Below are 20,351 nucleotides of genomic sequence, written 5' to 3'. Positions count from 1 at the left end.
CCATCCCGGCCGTCATGCGGCCGCGTTCCGGGGGAAGACACCGGAAGGGACCGGAAGGGACCGGAAGGGACCGGATCGGTCAGGAATCGAGAAGCGCGCCCGGCCGGGACGCGCCTAGCGTGGTCGATTCGAACATCAGATCGAACGAGCGGAGGGCGGCGATGGCGAAGCAGGAGAAGGCGGGGCCCGGGGCGGTGTCGCGGTGGATGCAGCACAAGGCGAACGCCCGCGTGAACCGCAAGATCCGGCAGGGCCGCGGCAAGGCGATGGGCATGGACGTCCTGATCCTCAACACCGTGGGCAGCCGGAGCGGCGAGCCGCGGGAGACGCCGGTGGCGTGGTTCGCGGACGGCGAGGACCGGCTGATCGTCGCGTCCGGTGGCGGCGACCGGCATCCGGACTGGTTCGTCAACCTGATGGCGCGCCCGGAGCGCGCGTCGATCGAGATGCTCGGCCGCGCGGCCGTCCCGGTGACGCCGCGGCGGCTGGAGGGCGCCGACCGCGAGCGGGCCTGGGCGGTCATCGCCGCAGCTCAGCCGCGTATCGCGAAGTATCAGAGCAAGTCCGGCCGGGAGTATCCCGTGGTCCGCCTCAGCACGGACGGAGATCGGTCAATGTTGTCCTGATCACACACCGTGTTAGCGAAAAGTACCCCGGGAACCCCTTATAGAAAGCTGTGCGCAGGGCTAACGTTCGCCGTGTATGTCACGTTCGTGGCTTGTTGTCACGGAATGTGCTGATAAGCATGCCGAACGTGAGACGGTACGTGTCCGACTAGTTGCTCCACGTCATATCGGGGGTCGTGCGCACAGGGAGGCAGACCGATTCAGCGGCAAGATTTCGGCGACAATCCGACTGAGGTCCGCGACACCAACCACTACGAGAAGGAGTACGTCACCGGCTTCGTCGAGAAGTGGGACGAACTCATCGACTGGAGGAGGCGCTACGAGAGCGAAGGCTCCTTCTTCATCGACCAGCTGAAGGCGCGGGGCGTCAAGCGGGTGCTCGACGTCGCCACGGGAACCGGGTTCCACTCGGTACGCCTCGTCCAAGAGGGCTTCGACACGGTCAGTGCCGACGGCAGCCACGAGATGCTGCGGAAGGCGTTCGAGAACGGCTTCACCTACGGCCAGTACGTCCTCAAGGTGGTGCAGGCCGACTGGCGCTACCTCAACCGCGACGTCCACGGCGAGTTCGACGCCATCATCTGCCTGGGCAACTCGTTCACCCACCTGTTCTCGGAACGTGACAGGCGCAAGGCCCTCGCGGAGTTCTACGCCCTGCTGAAGCACGACGGCGTGCTCATCATCGACCAGCGCAACTACGACTCGATCCTCGACGACGGGTTCAGCAGCACGCACTCGTACTACTACTGCGGCGAAGAGGTCACGGCCGAGCCGGAGTACGTCGACGAGGGGCTAGCGCGGTTCCGGTACCGGTTCCCGGACGGCAGCGAGTACGCCCTCAACATGTTCCCGCTGCGCAAGAACTACATGCGGCGGCTCATGCGGGAAGTCGGCTTCCAGCGGGTCGACACGTTCGGGGACTTCCAGAAGACCTACCACGAGGCCGACCCCGACTTCTTCATTCACGTGGCGGAGAAAATGTACCGGGAAGACGACACGAGCCTCTCCTACTCCACCGCGGTCAGCACCGCCCGCGACTACTACAACTCCGACGACGCCGACGCGTTCTACCACTCGGTGTGGGGCGGCCAGCACATCCACGTCGGCGTCTACGAGGACGGCGACACGATCGACGCGGCGAGCGGCCGGACCGTCGAGCGGATGGCGTCCGGTCTGAACCTGACGCCGGACGTGCACGTCCTCGACGTCGGCGCCGGGTTCGGCGGCTCCGCCCGGTACCTCGCCCGCACCTACGGCTGCAAGGTCACGTGCCTCAACCTCAGCGAGGTCGAGAACGCGCGCAACCGCGCGGCGAACAAGGAGCAGGGCCTCGACGAGCTGATCGACGTGGTCGACGGCTCCTTCGAGGAACTGCCGTTCAACGACAACTCGTTCCACGTCGTGTGGTCGCAGGACGCGCTGCTGCACGGCGGCGACCGCATCCGGGCGCTGGAGGAGATCGTCCGGGTCCTCAAGCCGGGCGGCGAGTTCGTCTTCACCGACCCGATGGCGGCCGACGACTGCGCTCGCGCGACGCGCCTGCGCCCATCTCGACGGCTCCACCTCGACACGATGGGCGCGCCCGGTTTCTACCGCCGGGAACTGGCGCGGCTGGGCCTGTCGGTCGAGTTCGACGACCTCACGCGGCACCTCACCACGCACTACGGGCGGGTGCTGCGGGAGACCGAGGCGCACGAGGCCGAGATGGCGGGCAAGATCAGCGCCGACTATCTCGAGCACATGAAGACCGGCCTGCGGAACTGGGTCGACGGCGGCGCGAACGGCCGCCTGAAGTGGGGGATCTTCCGCTGCAAGAACTGACGCCCGGATCCTGACCACGGGACGGCCGGACGGTGCGGAGGCGCACCGTCCGGCCGCGGCGTTTCACGGCCCGTCAGAGATCGGCGACGAATCGCGTATCCGCTGGTAGGGAACGAGGTTGGCCGGTTCGTGAAGGCCGACCGCGTCCCAGCGGGGAGGGCGGCGATCGCGGACGAGAGTGATCTACGGAACAATGGGGGTGATCTCGGCGAGGAGGCGTTTTGAACGCGGATGTGCGGTTCACCGTCACGCGGACGCTGACGAAGGATCAGCAGGCGCGGCGGGAGCGGCTGATCGACGCGGCGTGGAACCTGGCGGTGGAGGGCGGCTACGCGGCCGTCACCATGCACGATGTCGCGGACCGCGCGGGCGTCGCGCGCGCGACCGTCTACCGTTACTTCGCCACCAAGGACCACCTGCTCACCGAGGTCGCCGCGACCTGGGCGCACCGGGTCACCGACGACATCGACGCGCTCGCCGAAGGGGACACGCCGGTCGAGCGGCTGACGGCCCTGCTGGAGCGGATCGTCCACGTCGCCGCCGCCAACGTCACGCTCACCTCGGCGATCATCCAGGCGGTGACGGCGGACGACTCCAGCGTCGACGACTCCCGCAACGTGGTGTTCCTGTACCTGCGGGACCGGCTGTCGGCGGCGATCGGCGATCCGGTGCCGCAGCGCGAGGACGTCGAGGTCGTGCTCGGGCACGTGCTGCTCGCCGCGCTGGTCAGCGTCGCGTCGCTGCACCGTCCGGCGGACGAGGTCGCGGCGATCGTCCGGACGTCGGGACGGCTCGTCCTCGCGGGCGCGCTCGCCGGAGGCGAGTAAGACGCGGCCGGATCGGGCCCCGCGGCCGGGGCGTTTGTCATTCGGGTGACAACCGCCACCGGACTTTGCGTCACCGATGGTAAAGCCGGTTCGCCGCGCGGTCGGTAGCTTCCCAGAACGACCCCTGGACCCACAGGGGCGGGAGGTGGAACCGGTGACCACGACCTTGCAGGACCGTTCACCGCTCAAACCCTGGGTGGGCGTGCCGAGCGAACTGTCGGAGATTTTCCGGCCGCATCTGGACGGCCTCGCCGAGGAGATGATCGAGGAGATCCTCGCCGGGATCCCCGAGTACTCCCGCCCGCAGGACGAGGAGTACGCGCGGCTCGTCCGGCTCGCGGTGGAGGGCGCGCTGCGCCAGTTCGTCGACCTGATCATGGACCCGGACAGCTCGTGGGAGCAGGTCGCGGCCGTCTACCGGGAGATCGGCTGGGCGGAGGCCCGGGAGGGCCGCAGCCTGGACATCCTGCAGACGTCGATGCGGCTCGGCGCGCGCGTCGCGTGGCGGCGGCTGGCGGCGGAGTCCGAGCAGTACAACATGTCGCGGCACACCCTCGCGAGCCTCGCCGAGGCGATCTTCGCTTTCCTGGACGAGATCGCCCGCGCGGCCACCGAGGGGTACACCAAGGCCCGCGAGCAGGAGGCGGGCGAGTTGGAGCACCGCCGCAGACGGCTCCTCGACATGCTGCTGGCCGAACCGCCCGCGTCGTCCCAGGCGGTCGCCGACCTGGCGCGGCTGGCGCAGTGGCGGGTGCCGCGGACGGTCGCGGCGGTCGTGCTGTACGAGCGGGGCCGGCAGCCGTTCTCGCACCCGTCGCTGCCGCCGGACGTCCTGTCCGACGTGAACCGCCGCGAACCGTGCCTGCTGGTGCCCGACCCGAAAGGCCGGGGCGGGGCCGGATGCTGGAGTCGGCGCTGCGCGACTGGGTGGCGGCGATGGGCCCGACGGTCCGTACCGAGGACGCCGCGAAGTCGCTGCGGTGGGCGCGCGAGGCGCTGCCGCTCGCGCGCCGCGGCGTCCTGCCGTCCGACCGGCTGATCCGGTGCGCCGACCACATGCCGACGCTGGTGGTGTTCAAGGACGAGGAGCTGGTGCGGGCGGTCGCCGACCTGCGGCTCGCGCCGCTGCGGTCCGTCCGGCCGCGGCACCGCGAGCGGCTGATGCGCACGCTGCTGGCGTGCCTGCAGAACGGGTTCAACGCGACCGAGGTCGCGACCCGGCTGCACGTGCACCCGCAGACCGTCCGGTACCGGCTGCACCAGCTGGAGGAGCTGTTCGGCGAGCGCCTGTACGAGCCGGAGGCGCGGCTGGAGCTGGAGATGGCGCTGACGGTCTGGCTCACCGCACCCTCTCCATCAAGCGATTGACCAAATCATCGGGGGCGGCTACCGTCGCCGCATGACCAGCGACTCCGGCCGGGAGCGCATCATCGACGTCGCCACCCGGCTGTTCGCCGCCCTCGGCTACGACGGCACCTCCACCCGGCTCATCGCCGAGGCGGCCGGGCTCAACATCGCCACGGTCGCCTACCACGTCGGCGGCAAGCGCGACCTGTACCTGGCCGTCATGGAACGCGCCCACCAGGCCGAACGCGCCGCGCTCGAAGAGGCCCTGCGCGACCTGCCCGCCGCCGGCGCGGACGGCGCGGACGGCGCCGACGGCGCCGCGCTGCTCGCGCTCGTCGACCGGTACGTCGACTTCTGCGCGGCGAACCCGGCGGTCCCCGCGCTGTGGATGCACCGCTGGCTGTCGGACGCCGCCGACGTCGCCCACCTGGAGAGCCTCTACGTGCGGCCGCTCACGGACATGATCGTCGGCGCCGTCCGCAAGGTCGTCGGCGACGACGTGGACGTCGAGTACGCCGTCTGGACGGTCATCTGGGCCACGCACGGGTTCGCGCGCGGCGGCGTCCTCGACGCGGACGGGCGGCGGCGCGGCATGGACGACCCCGCCGAACTCGCCCGGTTCCGCGCCCACCTGCACCGGCTCGTCACCGCCGCCCTGGGGCTCCGATGACCGCCCCCACCACGACAACGACCCAAGCGCCGCTGACACGCGCGCGCCTGTTCGGCTACGGCGTCGGCTCGGTCGGCACAGGCGTGTTCTCCGCCGTCCCCGGGCTGCTCCTCCTCTACTACCTGACGGACGTGCTCGGCGTGGGCGCGGCCGTCGCCGGAGCCGTCCTCGTGCTGCCGAAGGCGTGGGACGTCCTGCTGAACCCCATCGTCGGCGCCGCCAGCGACCGCGAAGCCGTCCGGACGGGACGCCGCACCCGGCTCCTCCTCATCGGCGCGTGCACGCTGCCCGTCCTGTTCGCCGCGATGTTCGCCGTCCCGGTCGACTCGCCCGGATTCGCCGCCGTCTGGACGGGCCTGGCGTTCCTCCTCGCCGCGAGCGCCTTCGCCTGCTTCCAGGTGCCCTACGTCGCGCTGCCCGCCGAGATCTCCGCCGAACCCGCCGAACGCGGCCGCGCGATGGCCTGGCGGGTGGTCTGCCTCACCGTCGGCATCCTCGTCGCGGGCGGCGTCGCCCCCGCGATCACCGACGCGCCGGGGGCGGCCGCGGCGGGCACGCGGTGATGGGCGTCGCCGTCGGGGCCGTCATGGCCGCCGCCATGCTCGCCGGCACCCTCGCCACCCGCTGGATCCCCTCCAGCCCCGGCCCGCACGCGCTCGGCCTGCGCGCCGCGCTGCGCACCGCCCGCGGCAACCGCCCGTTCTTCGCCCTGCTCGGCACGTACGTCCTGCACACCCTCGCCGTCGCGATCATGCTCGCGGGCGCCCCCTACATCGCGACCTACCGGCTGGACGACTACGCCCTCACCTCCGCGATGTTCGTGTGCATGGTCGCGCCGAGCGCGTTCGCCGTCCCGATGTGGAACCGCCTCGCGCGCCGCTACGGGCCGGTGCCCTGCTACGTCGCCGCACTCGTCGCGTTCGCCGTCATCGTCACCGCCCTGTTCCCGCTGATCGCCTCGACGGCCGCCGTCCTCGCGCTCAGCGCCGCCGTCGGCGTCTGCTACGCGGCCACGCAGTTCCTCCCGCTCGCCCTGCTGCCCGAGACCGTCCACGCCGACACCGGACGCACCGGGCACGCCCAGTCCGGCGCGTTCACCGGCCTGTGGACGGCCGCCGAGACCGGCGCCCTCGCCCTCGGACCCGGCGTGTTCGCGCTGATCCTCGCCGCGTGCGCGTTCCGCTCGTCGGACTTCGACACCCCCGCCGTCCAGCCGGACTCCGCGCTCACCGGCGTCGCCGCCGGGTTCACGCTCGTCCCGGCCGTCCTGCTCCTGGCCGGCGTGCCGCTGCTGCTCGCCTACCGGCGGCTCGCCGCCGCCCACGACCGCAAGGAACCCGCATGACGCTCCCCGAGGACGGCCGCCCCGCCGCCGAACTGCTCGACCGGCTCGCCGCCCTCCGCGCCGCCGACCTGCCGTCCGCGGCGGCAAGGTCACCGCGTACGTCTACGACACCGGACGCGACGCCGTGCACGACCTCGCCGCCACCGCCTTCGGGGAGATGCTGGAGGTCAACTGCCTCGACCCCACCGCGTTCCCCAGCATCGTCGCCCTCGAACGCGAGGTCGTCGGCGCCGTCGCCGCCAAGCTCGGCGGCGGGACGGGCGTGTTCACCAGCGGCGGCACGGAGTCGATCATGCTCGCGGTGAAGGCCGCGCGCGACGCGCGTCCGGTCGAGGGCGTGCCGCAGATCGTCCTGCCGACCACCGCGCACCCCGCCTTCCACAAGGCCGCGCACTACCTGGGGATGGAGGCCGTGCCGGTCGACGTCGACGCCGCGTTCCGCGCGGTCCCCGCGACGATCGCGGAGGCGATCACCCCGCGGACCGTCCTCGTCGTCGCGTCCGCGCCCTCCTACCCGCAAGGCGCGATGGACCCGATCCCCGAGATCGCAGCGGCCGCCGCCGCCGCGGGCGTCCTGTGCCACGTGGACGCCTGCGTCGGCGGCTGGGTCCTGCCGTGGCTGCGCGACGCCGGACGGCCCGTCCCGCCGTTCGACCTCTCGGTGCCGGGCGTCACCTCGCTGTCGTGCGACCTGCACAAGTACGGGTACGCGCCCAAGGGCGCGTCCGTCGTGCTGTTCGCCGACCCGGCCCTGCGCCGCCGCGCCTACTTCGCGTCCGCCGAATGGCCCGGCTACACCGTCATCAACTCCGGCGTGCAGTCGAGCAAGAGCGCGGGCCCGCTCGGCGCCGCGTGGGCCACCCTCAACGCCGTCGGCGCCGCCGGATACCGCGACCTCGCCGTCCGCGCCATGGACTCCGCGGAGCGCCTCATCGCCGGACTCCCCGACGGCCTGCGCGCGCTCGGCGCCCCGGCCGTCCCGCTCGTCGCCGTCGCGTCCGACGACCCCGCACTCGACGTGTTCACCCTCGCCGACGAGGCCCGCGCCCGCGGCTGGTTCTTCCAGCCGCAGCTCTCCTACCGGGGCATCCCCGCCAACCTGCACTTCACGATCACCGGCGTGTCCGACACCGGCGCGCTCCTGGAGGCCCTCGCCGACGCCGCGAAGGCCGCCCGCGCCGCCGGACCGCCGGCCGTCCCCGACGGACTCGCGGACGCGATCGCCGCCCTCGACCTCGACACGATCGACGACGCCGGATTCGCCGAACTGCTCGCGTCCGTCGGCGCCGACCCGTCCGGCGGCGGGGGCATGGCCGTCGTCAACGCCGTCCTCGACGCCCTGCCCCCCGCCACCCGCGAGGGCCTGCTGATCCGGTTCCTGTCCGCCCTCTACGCCTAACCCAGCCGGGTCAGCCGGTCGACGACGGACGGGCCGCCGTACGCGCCCGCGAACTCCAGCGGCACCCGCGCGCGCCCGCCGTCAGCGTCCCCGTCTCCGTGCCCGCCGCCGCCTCCGCGGGCGGCTCGCCCTCGGCCGCGACGTCCACGGTCAGGCCGGGCCAGCCGACCACCGTCACCGCCGACGCCGCCCGCACCGGCGACCACGTCCCGCCCAGCCCGTCGTCCACCACCGCCACCGACGTGCCCGCTTCCGCGAGCGTCGCCGACATGAGCGCGTCCTCCGCGGCCCGCACCAGCTCGCCCGCCGCCGACACCGCACCCGCCGCGCTCGGCGTCCGCTGCCCCATCACCGCGCCGACGATCAGCGTCGCGACCCCCGCGACCTCCTTGCGCGCCGCGAACACGAAGTTGCCGCCCGCCGCGTCCGTGAACCCCGTCTTGCCCCCGACGACCCCGAACCGCCCCAGCAGGAAGTTGCCGCCCTGCCGCACCGGCCCGCCGTTCGCGGGCTCGTACGTCCGCTGGTTCACGATCTCCGCGAACGCCGGAACGCCCATCGCGGCCCGCAGCAGCTTCACCTGATCGGCCGCCGTGCTCACCGTCCCCGAGTCGTACCCGGCCGGATCGGTGTACGTCGTGTTCGTCATGCCCAGCTCACGAGCCGCCGCGTTCATCTTGGCCACGAACGCCTGCACGTTGCCCGCGTCCCACTTCGCCAGCTCGTGCGCCACGTCGTTCGCGGAGATGATCAGCAACGCCTCCAGCGCCTTGCGCTGCGTCAACCGCTGCCCCTGCGTGATCCCCAGCAGCGACTCGCCCCGCTGCCGCCGCATCGGCATCTGCGCGACGCCCTCCGCCGACACCGCCAGCGTCGGCCCCGGCTCGCCCGGCCGCAGCGGATGCTCCCGCAGGTACACGTACGCCGTCATCACCTTCGCGACGCTCGCCGTCGGCGCCGGCTGCGCACCCCCCGACGTCCCCATCATCCCGAGCCCCTCGACGAACACCGCCGACTGCCCCGACCCCGGCCACGGCAACTGCGGCGCCGCCCCCGGGCGGTGTGCTCCGCCGCGATCGTCAACCGCAACTCCGGATCCGGCACCGGCCGCAGCAACTGCGCCGTCACGACCGCCATCACCAGGACGAGCGCCGCGACCAGCAGCCATGGCCACCCGCGCCGCCGCCGCGGCTCGTCCTCGGGCACCCCCGCGACCTGCGGCACGTCCTGCCGCGTGACATCCCCGACCGGCGGCGCGTACCCGACGAACCGGACGAGCCCCGCACCGTCGGACGCGTCCGCCGAAGGCAGCGCCGGCAGCGCCGACGGCGCCGTGACCTCCCGAACCCCGAACGCCTGCCCGCCTGGCGGCCCCGTCCGCGCCACCTCGGTCGTCGCGGGAGGTGTCTGCGGCGCGGAGGCGTGTGGTCCGGATGCGCGCGTCGGGCGTTCGGCTGGTTGTGGTTCGGGTTGGTCGGTGTTCGGCTCCGTCTGCGTCACTTCCGCCGTGGGGGGCGGGGGGTGCGGCGCGGAAGCGCGTGGCCCGGTGGTCGGGGTTGGCGTCTCGTCGGTGTTGTCGGGCTGGTCTGTGCTCGGAGCCGTCTGCGCCGCTTCGGTTGTGCGGGGCGGTGTCTGCGGCGCGATGTCGTGTGGTTCGGGTTGGTCGGTGTCCGGTCCCGTTTCTGCCGCTTCCGTTGTGCTGGGTGCGGGCTGTGGCGCGGTGGCGTGGGGGCCGGACGTGCGTGTCGGGCGTTCGCCCGGACGGTCGGCGTCCGGCTCGTCCGCGTTGTCGGGTTGGTCCTCGTCCGGGGACGCTTCGCCGGTCGGCTCTTCGGGACGGTCGGTGTCCGCGGGCGGCTCGTCGTCCGGGGCGTCCGCGGGGTCGGGCGTCTCCTCGGTGGTGTCGCGTTCGTCCGTGTCCGGGGCGGACGCCTCGGCCGGCTCGTCGTCCTCGTCCTCGTCCTCGGACGGGACGGGGAGGGGCTCGGCTCGCGTGACGGCGGTCCCGGGGCGCCGGACGGCGATGTCCTCGCGGGTCTTCGTGATGTCCGGGACGCGGAACTCGGCCGTGGGCGTCCGGGCGGGGGCGCGGTCGGCCGGTTCGGTGCTCTCCGAGGCGTCCGGGGCTTCCGGGGCGTCCGGAATGTCGGTCACGAGCCGCTCCTCCTTGAGTTGTGCGACGGCATGCAGGCGGAGCGGTCGATCGTCGAGGCCCCCGTGTACTGATGAGGATGCACCGGCGGGGCGAATGGTTCGGACGAGTTGCGGATTATTGACTTCCTTTCCTTCCGGACGGGAGAGTCCGCGCGCCGCGCCGGAGAACCGTGAACTCTTTCGCGGGGATGCGGAGAGATGTCGGGGACAGAGCCCCCGCACGGGAAGGCCGGCATACATGCCATGGTTGCCGCGATGACCGCACCTCCAGCGGTTCCGATGCTCGACGCCGAACTCATAGAGTCTTCGCTCACCGACCCGGAATCGTTCGCAGCGCTGTTCGACCGTTATTCCGCGATGCTCTACCGGTACGTGTCCCGTCGGCTCGGGCCGGAGACGGCCGAGGACGTGGTGGGGGAGACGTTCCTGGCCGCGTTCGGCGGCCGGCACCGTTACGACCTGTCCCGGCCGGACGCGCGGCCCTGGCTGTTCGGGATCGCGACGAAGCTGATCGCGCGGCATCACCGGACGGAGGCGGCGCGGTACCGGGCGCTGCTGCGCAGTCCGGTGGACGGGCCCGCGGAGGGGCCCGCGGAGCGGGTCGCGGCGGGCGTGACGGCGTCGGCGGTGCGTCCGGCGCTGGCCGCGGCGCTGGCGGCGCTGCCGCGGGACCGCGACGTCCTGCTGCTGGTGGCGTGGGGCGACCTCGCGTACGAGCAGGTCGCGGACGCGCTGGGCGTGCCGGTCGGGACGGTGCGGTCCCGGCTCCATCGGGCGCGGCGCAAGGTGCGTGCGGCGCTCGGCGACACCAACCCGATGCACGAGGAGGAATGACCGTGGACGATCTGGAGCTGATCCGCGGCCTCGGCCGGGATCTGGAGCACGAGCCGCCCGCGTCGCTGGTGCGGCAGCGGGAGCGGCTGCTGCGGGCGGGGCCCCGCCGGAGGCGGCCGGGGCGGTGGGCGCTGCTCGGGCTGGTGGCGGTGGTGACGGCGGCGGCCGTCCTGGTGCCGGTGCTGTTCCTGCGGGACGGCCGGTCGGCGGGTCCGGTGGCGGAGGAGCGGGCGATCGAGACGGGCGCGTTCAACGTGCTGCTGATCGGGTCGGACGGGCGGGGCGGCGACTCGGCGAGGTCGGACACGCTGATGCTGCTGCACGTCCCGAACGGGCGCGGCAGCGCCCGGGTGGTGAGTTTCCCCCGCGACATGCTGGTGGACGTTCCCCGGTGCGCGGGGAGCAACCAGGGCATGATCAACTCCGCGTTCACCGCCGGGGGCGCGGCCTGCGCGCGGCAGACGGTCGAGGCGCTGACGGACGTCCGGATCGATCGGACGGTGACGGTCGGGTTCGCGGGGTTCCGGACGATCGTGGACGCGCTCGGCGGCGTCGAGGTGACGGTGCCGCGGCCGATCGAGGATCGGAAGGCGGGGCTGTCGCTGCCCGCGGGAAAGCAGCGGCTGGACGGCGGGGACGCGCTCGCGTTCGTGCGCCTCCGCTACGGGCGCGGGGACGGTTCGGACCTGTCGCGGATCGAGTGGCAGCAGAAGTTCCTGGCGGCGATGGCCCGGCAGGTCGCGGAGCTGCGGAACGATCCGGTGGGGTTCGCGAAGTTCGTGAAGGCGGTCGCGGGGGCGGTCGAGACGGAACCGGCACTGGACGCGCGGGGCCTGCTGGAGCTCGCGGAGAGCATGCCGAAGGTCGGGGCGGACGACGTCGGGTTCGGCACCGTGCCGGTGGTGCCGGCGCCGGGCGACCGGAACCGGGTGGTCCTGGACGGGGAGCGTGCGGAGCGGCTGTTCGCCCAGCTCAGAGCGGGGTGAGTGAGTCCGGTTCTTGCGGGTAGGGGGCGAATCGTCCCGGGGTTCGGCAGATCACCGCGAGTTCGAGGAGTACAGGGATGGCCAGGAAGATTCGCGACATCATGACCGGTTCGCCGACGTCGGTGTCGCCGGAGCTCGACATCGTCACCGTGGCACGGGCGATGCGCGACGAGGACATCGGCGCCGTGCTCGTCGCGGAGGGCGACGAGATGCAGGGGCTGGTGACCGACCGTGACCTCGTGGTCCGGGGGCTCGCCGCGGGCGACGATCCGCGGCAGGTGAAGATCGGCGGGCTGGCGAGCAGGGCCACCGCGACGATCGGCCCGGACGACACGACGGACAAGGCCGCGCAGCTCATGCGGGAACGGTCGGTGCGGCGGCTTCCGGTCGTCGAGGACGGCCGGCCGGTCGGGATCGTCTCCATCGGCGACCTGGCCGTGGAGAAGGACTCCGAGTCGGCCCTCGCCGACATCAGCGCGGCGCGGCCGAACACCTGACGCCGCGAGGCGCGCGCCCGGCGGGAGGCGGGGAGGCCCCCGCCGGGCGCGTCACGGCAGGGCCGTGAGAAGGCGGCCGATTTCCTCTTCGGTGTTGTAGTAGTGCACGGAGGCCCGGACGGCCGCGGCGACGGCGTCCGGGTCGTATCCGTGGGCGGCCGGGCTGGAGACGTTCACGTTGATGCCCTGTTCCCGGACGGCCTGCTGGATCGCGCGCGGTTCGTGCCCGTCCACGGTGAAGGTCACGATTCCCGACTTGCGCGTGCCGCGGTCCAGGACGGACGTGCCGGGGCGGGCGGCGAGTTCCGTGCGGAGCGTCGCCGCGAGCGAAACGACCCGCTTCTCGATCTCGTCCATGCCGAGCGCGGACGCGTAGTCGGCGGCGGCCGCGAGGCCGAGCTGCCCGGCGACGAACCGTTCCCACGTCTCGAAGCGGCGGGCGTCCGGTCGCGGCTCGTAGTCGGGGGCGCGCCACTCGGCGGCGTGCAGGTCGAGGAACGGGGGTTCCAGCGTCGGGACGATCTCGCGCCGGACGTACAGGAACCCGGTGCCGCGCGGGCCGCGCAGGAACTTGCGTCCGGTCGCCGACAGCATGTCGCAGCCGATCTCGCGGACGTCCACGGCGAGCTGCCCGACCGACTGGCAGGCGTCCAGCAGGTAGAGGACGCCGTGGCGGGCGCACAGCCGGCCGACTTCGGCGGCCGGGTTGACCAGCCCGTTGTGGGTGGGGACGTGGTTGAGCGACACCAGCCGGACGCCGCCCTTCGCGAGTTCGGCGTCGAGCGCGGGCAGGGAGATCGCGCCGTCCGGGCCGTCCGGGACGACCTCGACGCGGGCGCCCGTCGCGGACGCGACCTGCCGGTAGGCGATCGCGTTGCTGGAGTACTCGCCGGACGTGGTGAGGATGCGGTCGCCTTCGGCGAACGGGATCGAGTAGAACGCCATGTCCCAGGCGCGGGTGGCGTTCTCCACGTAGGCGATCTCGTCCGCGCGCGCGCCGATGAGGCCCGCGATCGCGTCGTAGAAGTGCTCGATCGCGGCCGCCTCGCGTTCGGCGGCCTCGTAGCCGCCGATCGTCGCCTCCAGTGCGAGATGGCCGGTCACCGCGTCGAGCACCGAACGCGGCGGCAGTGCGGCGCCCGCGTTGTTGAGGTGCGCCACGCGCGCGCATCCCGGTGTGTCGGCCCGCAGCTTCCCGACGTCCATGCGCCCCTCCCGGAAATGTCGGACCCGCGCGCGAGACTGGGCGCGGGCGGCGGAACTTGACCTCAATCTTTCTTGAGGTCTGATGATGGTCCACGACGGAGCATCTCAGAAAACGGGGATATCGCATGGACATGGAAGTCACCGCGTGGATGTCGCTGCACCATGCGGCCACCGCGCAGGACAGCAGACCTTTCTCCAAGGCGACGCTGCGCCGGATCGGCGCCTTCGCCCGCCCCCATCGCCGCACCCTCACCGTGTTCCTGCTGTTCAGCGTGGTCCTCGCGGTGCTGGCGGTCGCGACGCCCGTGCTGGCCGGACGGGTCGTCGACGCGATCGTCGACCGCTCCGGCCCGTCCACCGTGGTGTGGCTCGCGGTGCTGATCGCCGTGCTGGCGCTCGCCGAGGGCGCGCTCGGGCTCGCCAACCGGTGGCTGTCGGCCCGCATCGGCGAGGGCCTCATCCTCGACCTGCGCACCTCGGTGTTCGACCACGTGCAGCGGATGCCGGTCGCGTTCTTCACCCGCACCCGCACCGGCGCGCTCGTCAGCCGCCTCAACAACGACGTGATCGGCGCGCAGCGCGCGTTCAGCGACACCCTCTCCGGCGTCGTCAGCAACCTGGTGATGGTCGCGCTGACGTTCGGGGTGATGGTGGGCATCTCGTGGCAGATCACCCTGCTCGCGCTGGTGCTGCTGCCGCTGTTCCTGCTGCCCGCCCGCCGGATGGGCGCCCGCCTCGCCCGGCTCGAACGCGAGGCCGTCGCGCACGACGCCGCGATGAGCACGCAGATGACCGAGCGGTTCTCCGCCCCCGGCGCCACCCTGATCAAGCTGTTCGGACGGCCCGCGCGCGAGTCCGCCGAGTTCGCCGCACGCGCCCGCCGCGTCCGCGACATCGGCGTCCGCACCGCGATGGTGCAGCACGTGTTCATCACCGCGCTGACGATGGTGTCGGCGCTCGCCCTCGCGCTCGTCTACGGTCTCGGCGGCTACCTGTCGCTGCGCGGCTCCCTGGACGCCGGCGCCGTCGTCGCCCTCGCGCTGCTGCTCACCCGCCTGTACGCGCCGCTGACCGCCCTCGCCAGCGCCCGCGTCGAGGTGATGAGCGCGCTGGTCAGCTTCGAGCGGGTCTTCGAGGTCCTCGACCTGAAGCCGCTGGTCGCCGAGAAGCCGGACGCGCGCGACGTCCCCGAGGGGCCCGCGTCGATCGAGTTCGACGACGTCCGGTTCTCCTACCCGTCGCCCGACAAGGTGTCCCTCGCCTCGCTGGAGGAGGTCGCGACCCTCGACACCCGGGGCGGGCAGGAGGTCCTGCACGGCATCTCGTTCAAGGCCGAACCGGGGCAGATGGTCGCGCTCGTCGGCTCGTCCGGCGCCGGGAAGTCCACGATCGCGCAGCTCCTGCCGCGCCTGTACGACGTCGATTCGGGCGCCGTCCGGCTCGGCGGCGCCGACGTCCGCGACCTGTCGTTCGCCGCCATCCGCGCGACGCTCGGCATGGTCACCCAGGACGGGCACCTGTTCCACGAGTCGATCCGGGAGAACCTCCTGCTCGCCCGGCCCGAGGCCACCGAGGACGACCTGTGGGGCGTCCTGCGCCGCGCCCGCCTCGACGCGCTGATCGAGAGCCTGCCGGACGGCCTGGACACGATCGTCGGCGAGCGCGGCTACCGGCTGTCGGGCGGTGAGCGGCAGCGGCTCACCATCGCCCGGCTGCTGCTCGCCCGGCAGCGCGTCGTGATCCTCGACGAGGCGACCGCCCACCTCGACTCGACGTCCGAGGCCGCCGTGCAGGAAGCCCTCGCCGAGGCCCTCGACGGGCGCACCGCCGTGGTCATCGCGCACCGGCTGTCGACCGTCCGCGCCGCCGACCTGATCCTCGTGGTCGAGGACGGCACGATCGTCGAACGCGGCACCCACGACGAGCTGCTCGCCGCCGACGGCCGCTACGCCGACCTGTACCGCACCCAGTTCAGCGACGACGCGGCCTCCCCGTCCCTGGAGGCCGTCTCCTGACCGGGCGGGGCCCGGGCGGCGGCGCGGCGATGAGTTCCGCGCCGCCGCCCGGTCGGTATCTGGGTAGACGACAGAAGGAGCCGGACATGCCGGACGAACGCGGCCCCGATCGGCTGCGGCGGGTCCTGGCCGGGCCCGTCGAGGAGGGGGACGTGCCCGGCCTCGTCGCGCTCGTCCGGCGGGGCGGCGAGACGCACGCGACCGTGCTCGGTTCGATGTCGGCGGGCGGCGGCGCCCCGATGCGCCGCGACGCGCTGTTCCGGATCGCGTCGCTCACCAAGCCGGTGACGGCCGCCGCCGCGCTGCTGCTCGTCGAGGACGGGCGGCTGCGCCTCGACGACCCGGTGGACGACCTGCTCCCCGAACTCGCCGCGCCCCGCGTGCTGCGCCGTCCGGACGGACCGCTCGACGACACCGTGCCCGCCGGGCGCGCGATCACCGTCGGCGACCTGCTGACGTTCCGGCTCGGCATCGGCCAGCCGATGGAACCGTGCCCGCTCGGCGACGCGATGGCGGCGGCGGGCGTCCAGGTGGGCCCGGACGCGCCGCCGATGCCGCCGGACGAGTACCTGAAGCGGATCGGCGCGCTGCCGCTCGCGTACCCGCCGGGCGAGCGCTGGCTGTACGACACCGGGACGAACGTGCTGGGCGTGCTGATCGCCCGCGCCGCTGGCCGTCCGCTGGGCGGGTTCTGCCGCGAGCGGATCTTCGAGCCGCTCGGGATGCGCGACACCGGCTTCCACGTCGCGCCCGGCGACGCGCACCGGCTGCCGGTGTCCTACGCGCCCGACGCGTCCGGCGCCCTCGCCGTACGGGACGACCCGCGCGACCGTCCGCCCGCGTTCGAGTCCGGCAGCGCGGGGCTGGTGTGCACGGCCGACGACTTCGCGGCCTTCTTCCGGATGCTGCTCGACGGGGGCGGACCGGTCCTGTCGCGGGAGTCGGTCGAGTCGATGACGACCGACCGGCTGACCCCGGAGCAGAAGGCCGCGGCCGGGCCGTTCCTCGGAACGGGCGGCTGGGGTCTCGGCATCGCGGTCGAGGAGGGCGGACGGTTCGGCTGGGTGGGCGGCCTCGGGACGATCGCGTTCGCCGACCCGTCCGCCGACCTGGTCGCCGTGCTGTTCACGCAGGTCATGGTCACCGGGCCGGTCTTCGCCCGGCTGTACGACGACTTCCGCGAGGTCGCCTACGACGTGTTCTGACCGGTGACGGTGACCGGGTGCCGGACGACGGCGCCGAAAAGGTAACCGCTCTCGTTGTAGGTCGTGGTCGCGGGCTGGGACGCGCCCGTCTCGTCCACGGCACGCGACAGCAGTTCGTACCGTCCCGGGCGGGCGTGCCAGGGGAGTTCCCAGCGGGTCCAGGCGTGCCGGTCGTGCCGCGGGTCCCGCAGGCGGACGGGCCGCCAGGTGGCGCCGCCGTCCGCGCTGACCTCCGTCCGCCGGATCCGCCCGGTGCCCGACCAGGAGCGGCCGTGCAGGACGCGCCGTCCGGCGGGCAGCGTCGCGTCCCACGGCAGCTCGAACGCCGACTTCACGTTCTGCTCGGTCAGCGGCGCGCTGCCCCCGGGCGGGTAGTCCGGCCCGAAGAACCGGTAGTAGTGCGTGTTCCACGGGGAGAAGAGGGGTTCGTCGGCGACCTGGATGTCGCCCAGCCACTTGATCGACGCGATCCCCACCCAGGACGGGACGACCAGCCGGACGGGGTGGCCGTGGTCGGGCGGCACCGGCGCGCCGTTCATCTCGTACGCGAGCAGGACGTCCTTGAGCGCCTTGGCGATCGGGAGCGGGCGCCGCACCCGGCCGAGGTTCTCGCCGCCGGTCACGTAGTCGGCGTCGAGCCCCCGCGGGAGGACGTCCACCGCCCGGTGCGTGAGGCCCGCGCGCTCCAGGACGGTCGACAGGCGGACCCCGCGCCAGCGCGCGAGGCCCACCGCGCCCAGTTTCCACGGCGTTCCGGAGACCTCCTGCCCCTGCTGCGACGCGAAGAAGCCGCGGGCGTTGCCCGCGCATTCGATGCGCGAGACGAGCGTTTCGGCGGGCAGCCCGAGAAGGTCCTCGTAGGTGAACTCGACGGGTCTCCGCAGCCGGCGGGGGAGCCGTGCAGGCCGGTGCCCCACAGTTTGAGCCGCCACGTCCGCGCGTCGATCCGGGGCGTGGAGGTGTGGTTGCGGACGAAGAAGCGGTCGGCGGGCGTGAGGTACCCCTGCCCCCGCATGGCCTCCCAGCGCGTTTCGGCGTTCGTGCCGTGCGGGACGAACAGCTCGGGCGGGGTCGGCTTGACGATCCCGGTGGTGGGTTCCGCGGCGCGGGCCGGACCGCCGAGCACGGCGCCCAGGCCGGAGCCGAGCCCGGCACCGGCGGCGATCCGCAGCAGGTTCCGCCGCGACATCCCCCGGACGCGCTCGTAGGTCGTTTCGTCGGTCAGGTCGTCGTCGTGCCCGTAACCGAGTGGCATGCCCCCGATCCTGCTGAACCACGACCGTCCAGTCAACTTTCCCTACCGATTTAGCCTGAAATTTCGCGATGAACGGGCCGCCCGATCGGTGTGGGCCGCCGCACAGACGGGCATGACCCCCGGACCGGTCCGGTCGAGAGGGGGACGCGATGGGACGGCAGGACTGGCCGCGGCTGCGCGTGGCCGACTGGCACGAGACGCGCGACACGCTGCACATGTGGGCGCAGATCGTCGGGAAGGTCCGGCTGGTGCACGCGCCGCTGGTCAACCACTGGTGGAACGTGACGCTGTACGTGAGCCCGCGCGGGCTGACGACGTCCGCGATCCCGTACGGGACGGGCGCGTTCGACGTCGAGTTCGACTTCGTCGAGCACCGGCTGCGGCTGCGCGCAGACGACGGGACGGACGCGGGGTTCGCGCTCGAACCGATGTCCGTCGCCGAGTTCCACGACCGGACGATGCGCGCCCTCGACCGGATCGGCGTCGAGGCGAAGATCCAGGGGCGCCCGAACGAGGTCGATCCGGCGATCCCGTTCGCGGAGGACGACCGGCACGCGTCCTACGACGCCGACGCGGCCCACCTGTTCTGGCGGCAGCTATTGCAGGCGTCCCGGGTGATGGGGCATTTCCGGTCGCGCTTCATCGGCAAGGTCAGCCCGGTCCACTTCTTCTGGGGCGCGATGGACCTCGCGTGCACCCGCTTCTCCGGACGTCCCGCGCCCGAGCACCCCGGCGGCGCGCCGAACTGCGGCGACTGGGTGATGGTCGAGGGCTACTCGCGGGAGCTGAGCAGCTGCGGGTTCTGGCCGGGCGGCGGCGCGGAAGGCGCGTTCTACGCGTACGCCTACCCGGAGCCGCCCGGCTTCGCGGACCGTCCCGTCCGCCCGTCCGGTGCCTTCTACAGCGTCGAGAACGGCCAGTTCCTGCTGCCGTACGAGGCGGTCGCCGACGACCCCGACCCCGACGGTGCGCTGCTGGCCTTCCTCCAGGACACCTACGAGGCCGCCGCCGACCTCGCAGACTGGGACCGGCCCACCCTGGAGGACGATCCTGCCCGCTGGTCGCACAAGACCCCGGCGTCTTCGAGGTGAACGGCATGGTGACCCGTGAACAACTGCCCGCGCCCGTCGAGGGACTGGTGCTCACGCACTTCCTGGTGGTCCGGGACGTCGCCCGCTCGCGCGAGTTCTACGCGGACGTGCTCGGCGGCGAGGTCGTCCTGGCGGAGAACCCGGCGATCGTGAAGGTCGCCGGCACGTGGATCATCATGAACCCCGGCGGCGGCCCGACCCCCGACAAACCGGACGTCACGCTGCGGGCGCCCGAGCCGGGGGACCCGGTGACGGCGTTCATGAACGTCCGCGTCGCCGACATCGCCGCCTTCCACACGCACGCGAAGTCCCGCGGCGTCCGCTTCCTCACCGACCCCATCGACCGCAAGGCCGAGATCCGCTGCTACATGCTCGACCCGGACGACCGCCTCATCGAGGTCGGCCAAGCCACCGGCATGCTCCACGGCGTCTACGCCGACCCGCCCGCCGACCGGTCCGACTGACCCGGCGTTTCGGGTCAGCGGATCATCCGGGCCAGTTCCACTCGGGAGCGGATGCCGAGGCGGGTGAAGACGTTGCGCAGGTGGTGGTCGATGGTGCGGGGGCTGAGGAGGAGCCGGGCGGCGATCTCGCGGTTGGTGGCGCCTTCGGCGACGAGCCGGGCGATGTGCGCCTGCTGCGGGGTGAGGTCGCCGAAGGCGTTCGCCTGGACCGGGACGGGACGGGGCGGACGGGCGGGCGTCCCGGCGACGTGCACGGGTTCGGCGGGTGCGGGCACCGGGAGCGGTACGACGGTCTCCCCGGCGGCGCGGAGTTCGGCGCGGGCCTGGTCGGTCCAGGGGCGGGCGTCGTAGCGTTCGAAGATCCGCAGCGCGGTGTGCAGGTGCTCGCGGGCGGCGCGGGGGCGGCGGGCGCGGCGCAGCCGGTGCCCGTAGAGGAGTTCGGTGCGGCCCTGCTCGAACACCGCGTCGGCGGACTCGTGCAGGCGCAGGGCCTCGGTGAAGTGGTCGGCGGCGTCGCCGGAGGCGTCGGTGAGCAGCGCGCGGCAGCGGTGCGCGAGCGCCCGGTGGACGGGCGCCCGGGTGGCCTCCGACCAGAGGCGGAAGCCGTCG

The 20,351-nt window shown here is 73.0% G+C and carries 20 protein-coding genes and 1 pseudogene; 16 read left to right on the top strand and 5 right to left on the bottom strand.

Annotated features, from left to right (window positions below; translation table 11 throughout):
• Positions 1 to 161: 161 nt before the first annotated feature.
• From BJF79_RS33050 to BJF79_RS33020, 9 genes and pseudogenes are all read left to right on the top strand, one after another.
• Positions 162 to 626, top strand: a complete 465-nt coding sequence (locus BJF79_RS33050; RefSeq protein WP_075903351.1) for a nitroreductase family deazaflavin-dependent oxidoreductase — start codon at positions 162 to 164, stop codon at positions 624 to 626.
• 198 nt (positions 627 to 824) lie between these two features.
• The gene (locus BJF79_RS33045) at positions 825 to 2,447 is read left to right on the top strand and encodes a class I SAM-dependent methyltransferase (RefSeq protein ID WP_075903349.1); all 1,623 of its coding nucleotides are present in this window, start codon (positions 825 to 827) and stop codon (positions 2,445 to 2,447) included.
• A 221-nt stretch (positions 2,448 to 2,668) separates the two neighbouring features.
• Positions 2,669 to 3,274 (top strand): TetR/AcrR family transcriptional regulator, encoded by a 606-nt coding sequence (locus BJF79_RS33040; protein WP_075903347.1) that lies wholly within the window; start codon positions 2,669 to 2,671, stop codon positions 3,272 to 3,274.
• 154 nt (positions 3,275 to 3,428) lie between these two features.
• Complete coding sequence (locus BJF79_RS33035) at positions 3,429 to 4,313, top strand: hypothetical protein (RefSeq protein ID WP_262402897.1); 885 nt, start codon at positions 3,429 to 3,431, stop codon at positions 4,311 to 4,313.
• Positions 4,211 to 4,642, top strand: a complete 432-nt coding sequence (locus BJF79_RS62695; protein ID WP_262402896.1) for a PucR family transcriptional regulator — start codon at positions 4,211 to 4,213, stop codon at positions 4,640 to 4,642. Before BJF79_RS33035 ends, BJF79_RS62695 begins: the two co-directional genes overlap by 103 nt.
• Before the next feature lie 31 nt (positions 4,643 to 4,673).
• Positions 4,674 to 5,291, top strand: coding sequence for a TetR/AcrR family transcriptional regulator (locus tag BJF79_RS33030; RefSeq protein WP_075903345.1), 618 nt, complete (start codon positions 4,674 to 4,676; stop codon positions 5,289 to 5,291).
• Positions 5,288 to 5,854: an MFS transporter gene (locus BJF79_RS65940; protein ID WP_316043485.1), complete on the top strand. Its 567-nt coding sequence runs from the start codon at positions 5,288 to 5,290 to the stop codon at positions 5,852 to 5,854. The genes BJF79_RS33030 and BJF79_RS65940 overlap by 4 nt, the downstream gene beginning before the upstream one ends.
• Positions 5,854 to 6,636 (top strand): MFS transporter, encoded by a 783-nt coding sequence (locus tag BJF79_RS65935; RefSeq protein WP_316043484.1) that lies wholly within the window; start codon positions 5,854 to 5,856, stop codon positions 6,634 to 6,636. Before BJF79_RS65940 ends, BJF79_RS65935 begins: the two co-directional genes overlap by 1 nt.
• Positions 6,633 to 8,035 (top strand): annotated as a pseudogene (locus BJF79_RS33020) (pyridoxal phosphate-dependent decarboxylase family protein). Before BJF79_RS65935 ends, BJF79_RS33020 begins: the two are co-directional and overlap by 4 nt.
• A gap of 10 nt (positions 8,036 to 8,045) precedes the next feature.
• Here BJF79_RS33020 and BJF79_RS54190 read toward each other — a convergent pair.
• Together BJF79_RS54190 and BJF79_RS62690 are read right to left on the bottom strand one after the other, a co-directional pair.
• Positions 8,046 to 9,023 (bottom strand): D-alanyl-D-alanine carboxypeptidase family protein, encoded by a 978-nt coding sequence (locus BJF79_RS54190; RefSeq protein ID WP_262402895.1) that lies wholly within the window; start codon positions 9,021 to 9,023, stop codon positions 8,046 to 8,048.
• On the bottom strand, positions 9,020 to 10,189 hold the full coding sequence (locus tag BJF79_RS62690) for a hypothetical protein (protein ID WP_075903341.1): 1,170 nt from the start codon (positions 10,187 to 10,189) through the stop codon (positions 9,020 to 9,022). Before BJF79_RS62690 ends, BJF79_RS54190 begins: the two co-directional genes overlap by 4 nt.
• A 255-nt stretch (positions 10,190 to 10,444) precedes the next feature.
• Here BJF79_RS62690 and BJF79_RS33005 point away from each other — a divergent pair, with 255 nt between their 5' ends.
• From BJF79_RS33005 to BJF79_RS32995, 3 genes are all read left to right on the top strand, one after another.
• Entirely contained in the window at positions 10,445 to 11,023 is a 579-nt protein-coding gene (locus tag BJF79_RS33005) for an RNA polymerase sigma factor (protein WP_083734394.1), read from the top strand.
• Positions 11,020 to 12,009, top strand: coding sequence for an LCP family protein (locus tag BJF79_RS33000; protein WP_143220549.1), 990 nt, complete (start codon positions 11,020 to 11,022; stop codon positions 12,007 to 12,009). The genes BJF79_RS33005 and BJF79_RS33000 overlap by 4 nt, the downstream gene beginning before the upstream one ends.
• 77 nt (positions 12,010 to 12,086) lie before the next feature.
• Positions 12,087 to 12,506 (top strand): CBS domain-containing protein, encoded by a 420-nt coding sequence (locus tag BJF79_RS32995; RefSeq protein WP_075903335.1) that lies wholly within the window; start codon positions 12,087 to 12,089, stop codon positions 12,504 to 12,506.
• A gap of 51 nt (positions 12,507 to 12,557) precedes the next feature.
• On the opposite strand, the gene BJF79_RS32990 is transcribed toward BJF79_RS32995, so the two are convergent.
• Positions 12,558 to 13,712 carry an aminotransferase class V-fold PLP-dependent enzyme gene (locus BJF79_RS32990; RefSeq protein WP_075903333.1) on the bottom strand — a complete coding sequence of 385 codons (1,155 nt, stop codon included), beginning with the start codon at positions 13,710 to 13,712 and terminating at the stop codon, positions 12,558 to 12,560.
• Positions 13,713 to 13,837: 125 nt separating this feature from the next.
• Between BJF79_RS32990 and BJF79_RS32985 the strand changes: the two genes are divergently transcribed.
• Positions 13,838 to 15,727: an ABC transporter ATP-binding protein gene (locus tag BJF79_RS32985; RefSeq protein ID WP_075903331.1), complete on the top strand. Its 1,890-nt coding sequence runs from the start codon at positions 13,838 to 13,840 to the stop codon at positions 15,725 to 15,727.
• 86 nt (positions 15,728 to 15,813) lie between these two features.
• On the top strand, positions 15,814 to 16,932 hold the full coding sequence (locus BJF79_RS32980; RefSeq protein WP_075903329.1) for a serine hydrolase domain-containing protein: 1,119 nt from the start codon (positions 15,814 to 15,816) through the stop codon (positions 16,930 to 16,932).
• Here BJF79_RS32980 and BJF79_RS32975 read toward each other — a convergent pair.
• A complete protein-coding gene (locus tag BJF79_RS32975; RefSeq protein ID WP_262402894.1) occupies positions 16,917 to 17,864 on the bottom strand; it encodes a sulfite oxidase in 948 nt (315 codons plus the stop codon). The genes BJF79_RS32980 and BJF79_RS32975 overlap by 16 nt on opposite strands.
• 472 nt (positions 17,865 to 18,336) lie before the next feature.
• On the opposite strand from BJF79_RS32975, the gene BJF79_RS32970 reads away from it, so the two are divergent.
• Both BJF79_RS32970 and BJF79_RS32965 read left to right on the top strand, forming a co-directional pair.
• Positions 18,337 to 19,278 (top strand): DUF5996 family protein, encoded by a 942-nt coding sequence (locus BJF79_RS32970; RefSeq protein ID WP_075903327.1) that lies wholly within the window; start codon positions 18,337 to 18,339, stop codon positions 19,276 to 19,278.
• A 5-nt stretch (positions 19,279 to 19,283) separates the two neighbouring features.
• Positions 19,284 to 19,742 carry a VOC family protein gene (locus BJF79_RS32965; RefSeq protein ID WP_075903325.1) on the top strand — a complete coding sequence of 153 codons (459 nt, stop codon included), beginning with the start codon at positions 19,284 to 19,286 and terminating at the stop codon, positions 19,740 to 19,742.
• Between the two features lie 14 nt (positions 19,743 to 19,756).
• On the opposite strand, the gene BJF79_RS32960 is transcribed toward BJF79_RS32965, so the two are convergent.
• A partial coding sequence (locus tag BJF79_RS32960; RefSeq protein ID WP_143220547.1) for a helix-turn-helix transcriptional regulator occupies positions 19,757 to 20,351 on the bottom strand: 595 nt, incomplete at its 5' end.

Source organism: Actinomadura sp. CNU-125 (genome assembly GCF_001942465.1).
Classification (GTDB): Bacteria; Actinomycetota; Actinomycetes; order Streptosporangiales; family Streptosporangiaceae; genus Spirillospora.
The sequence above is the reverse complement of the archived record's forward strand: the minus strand, read 5'-3'. Positions and strand labels throughout refer to the sequence as shown.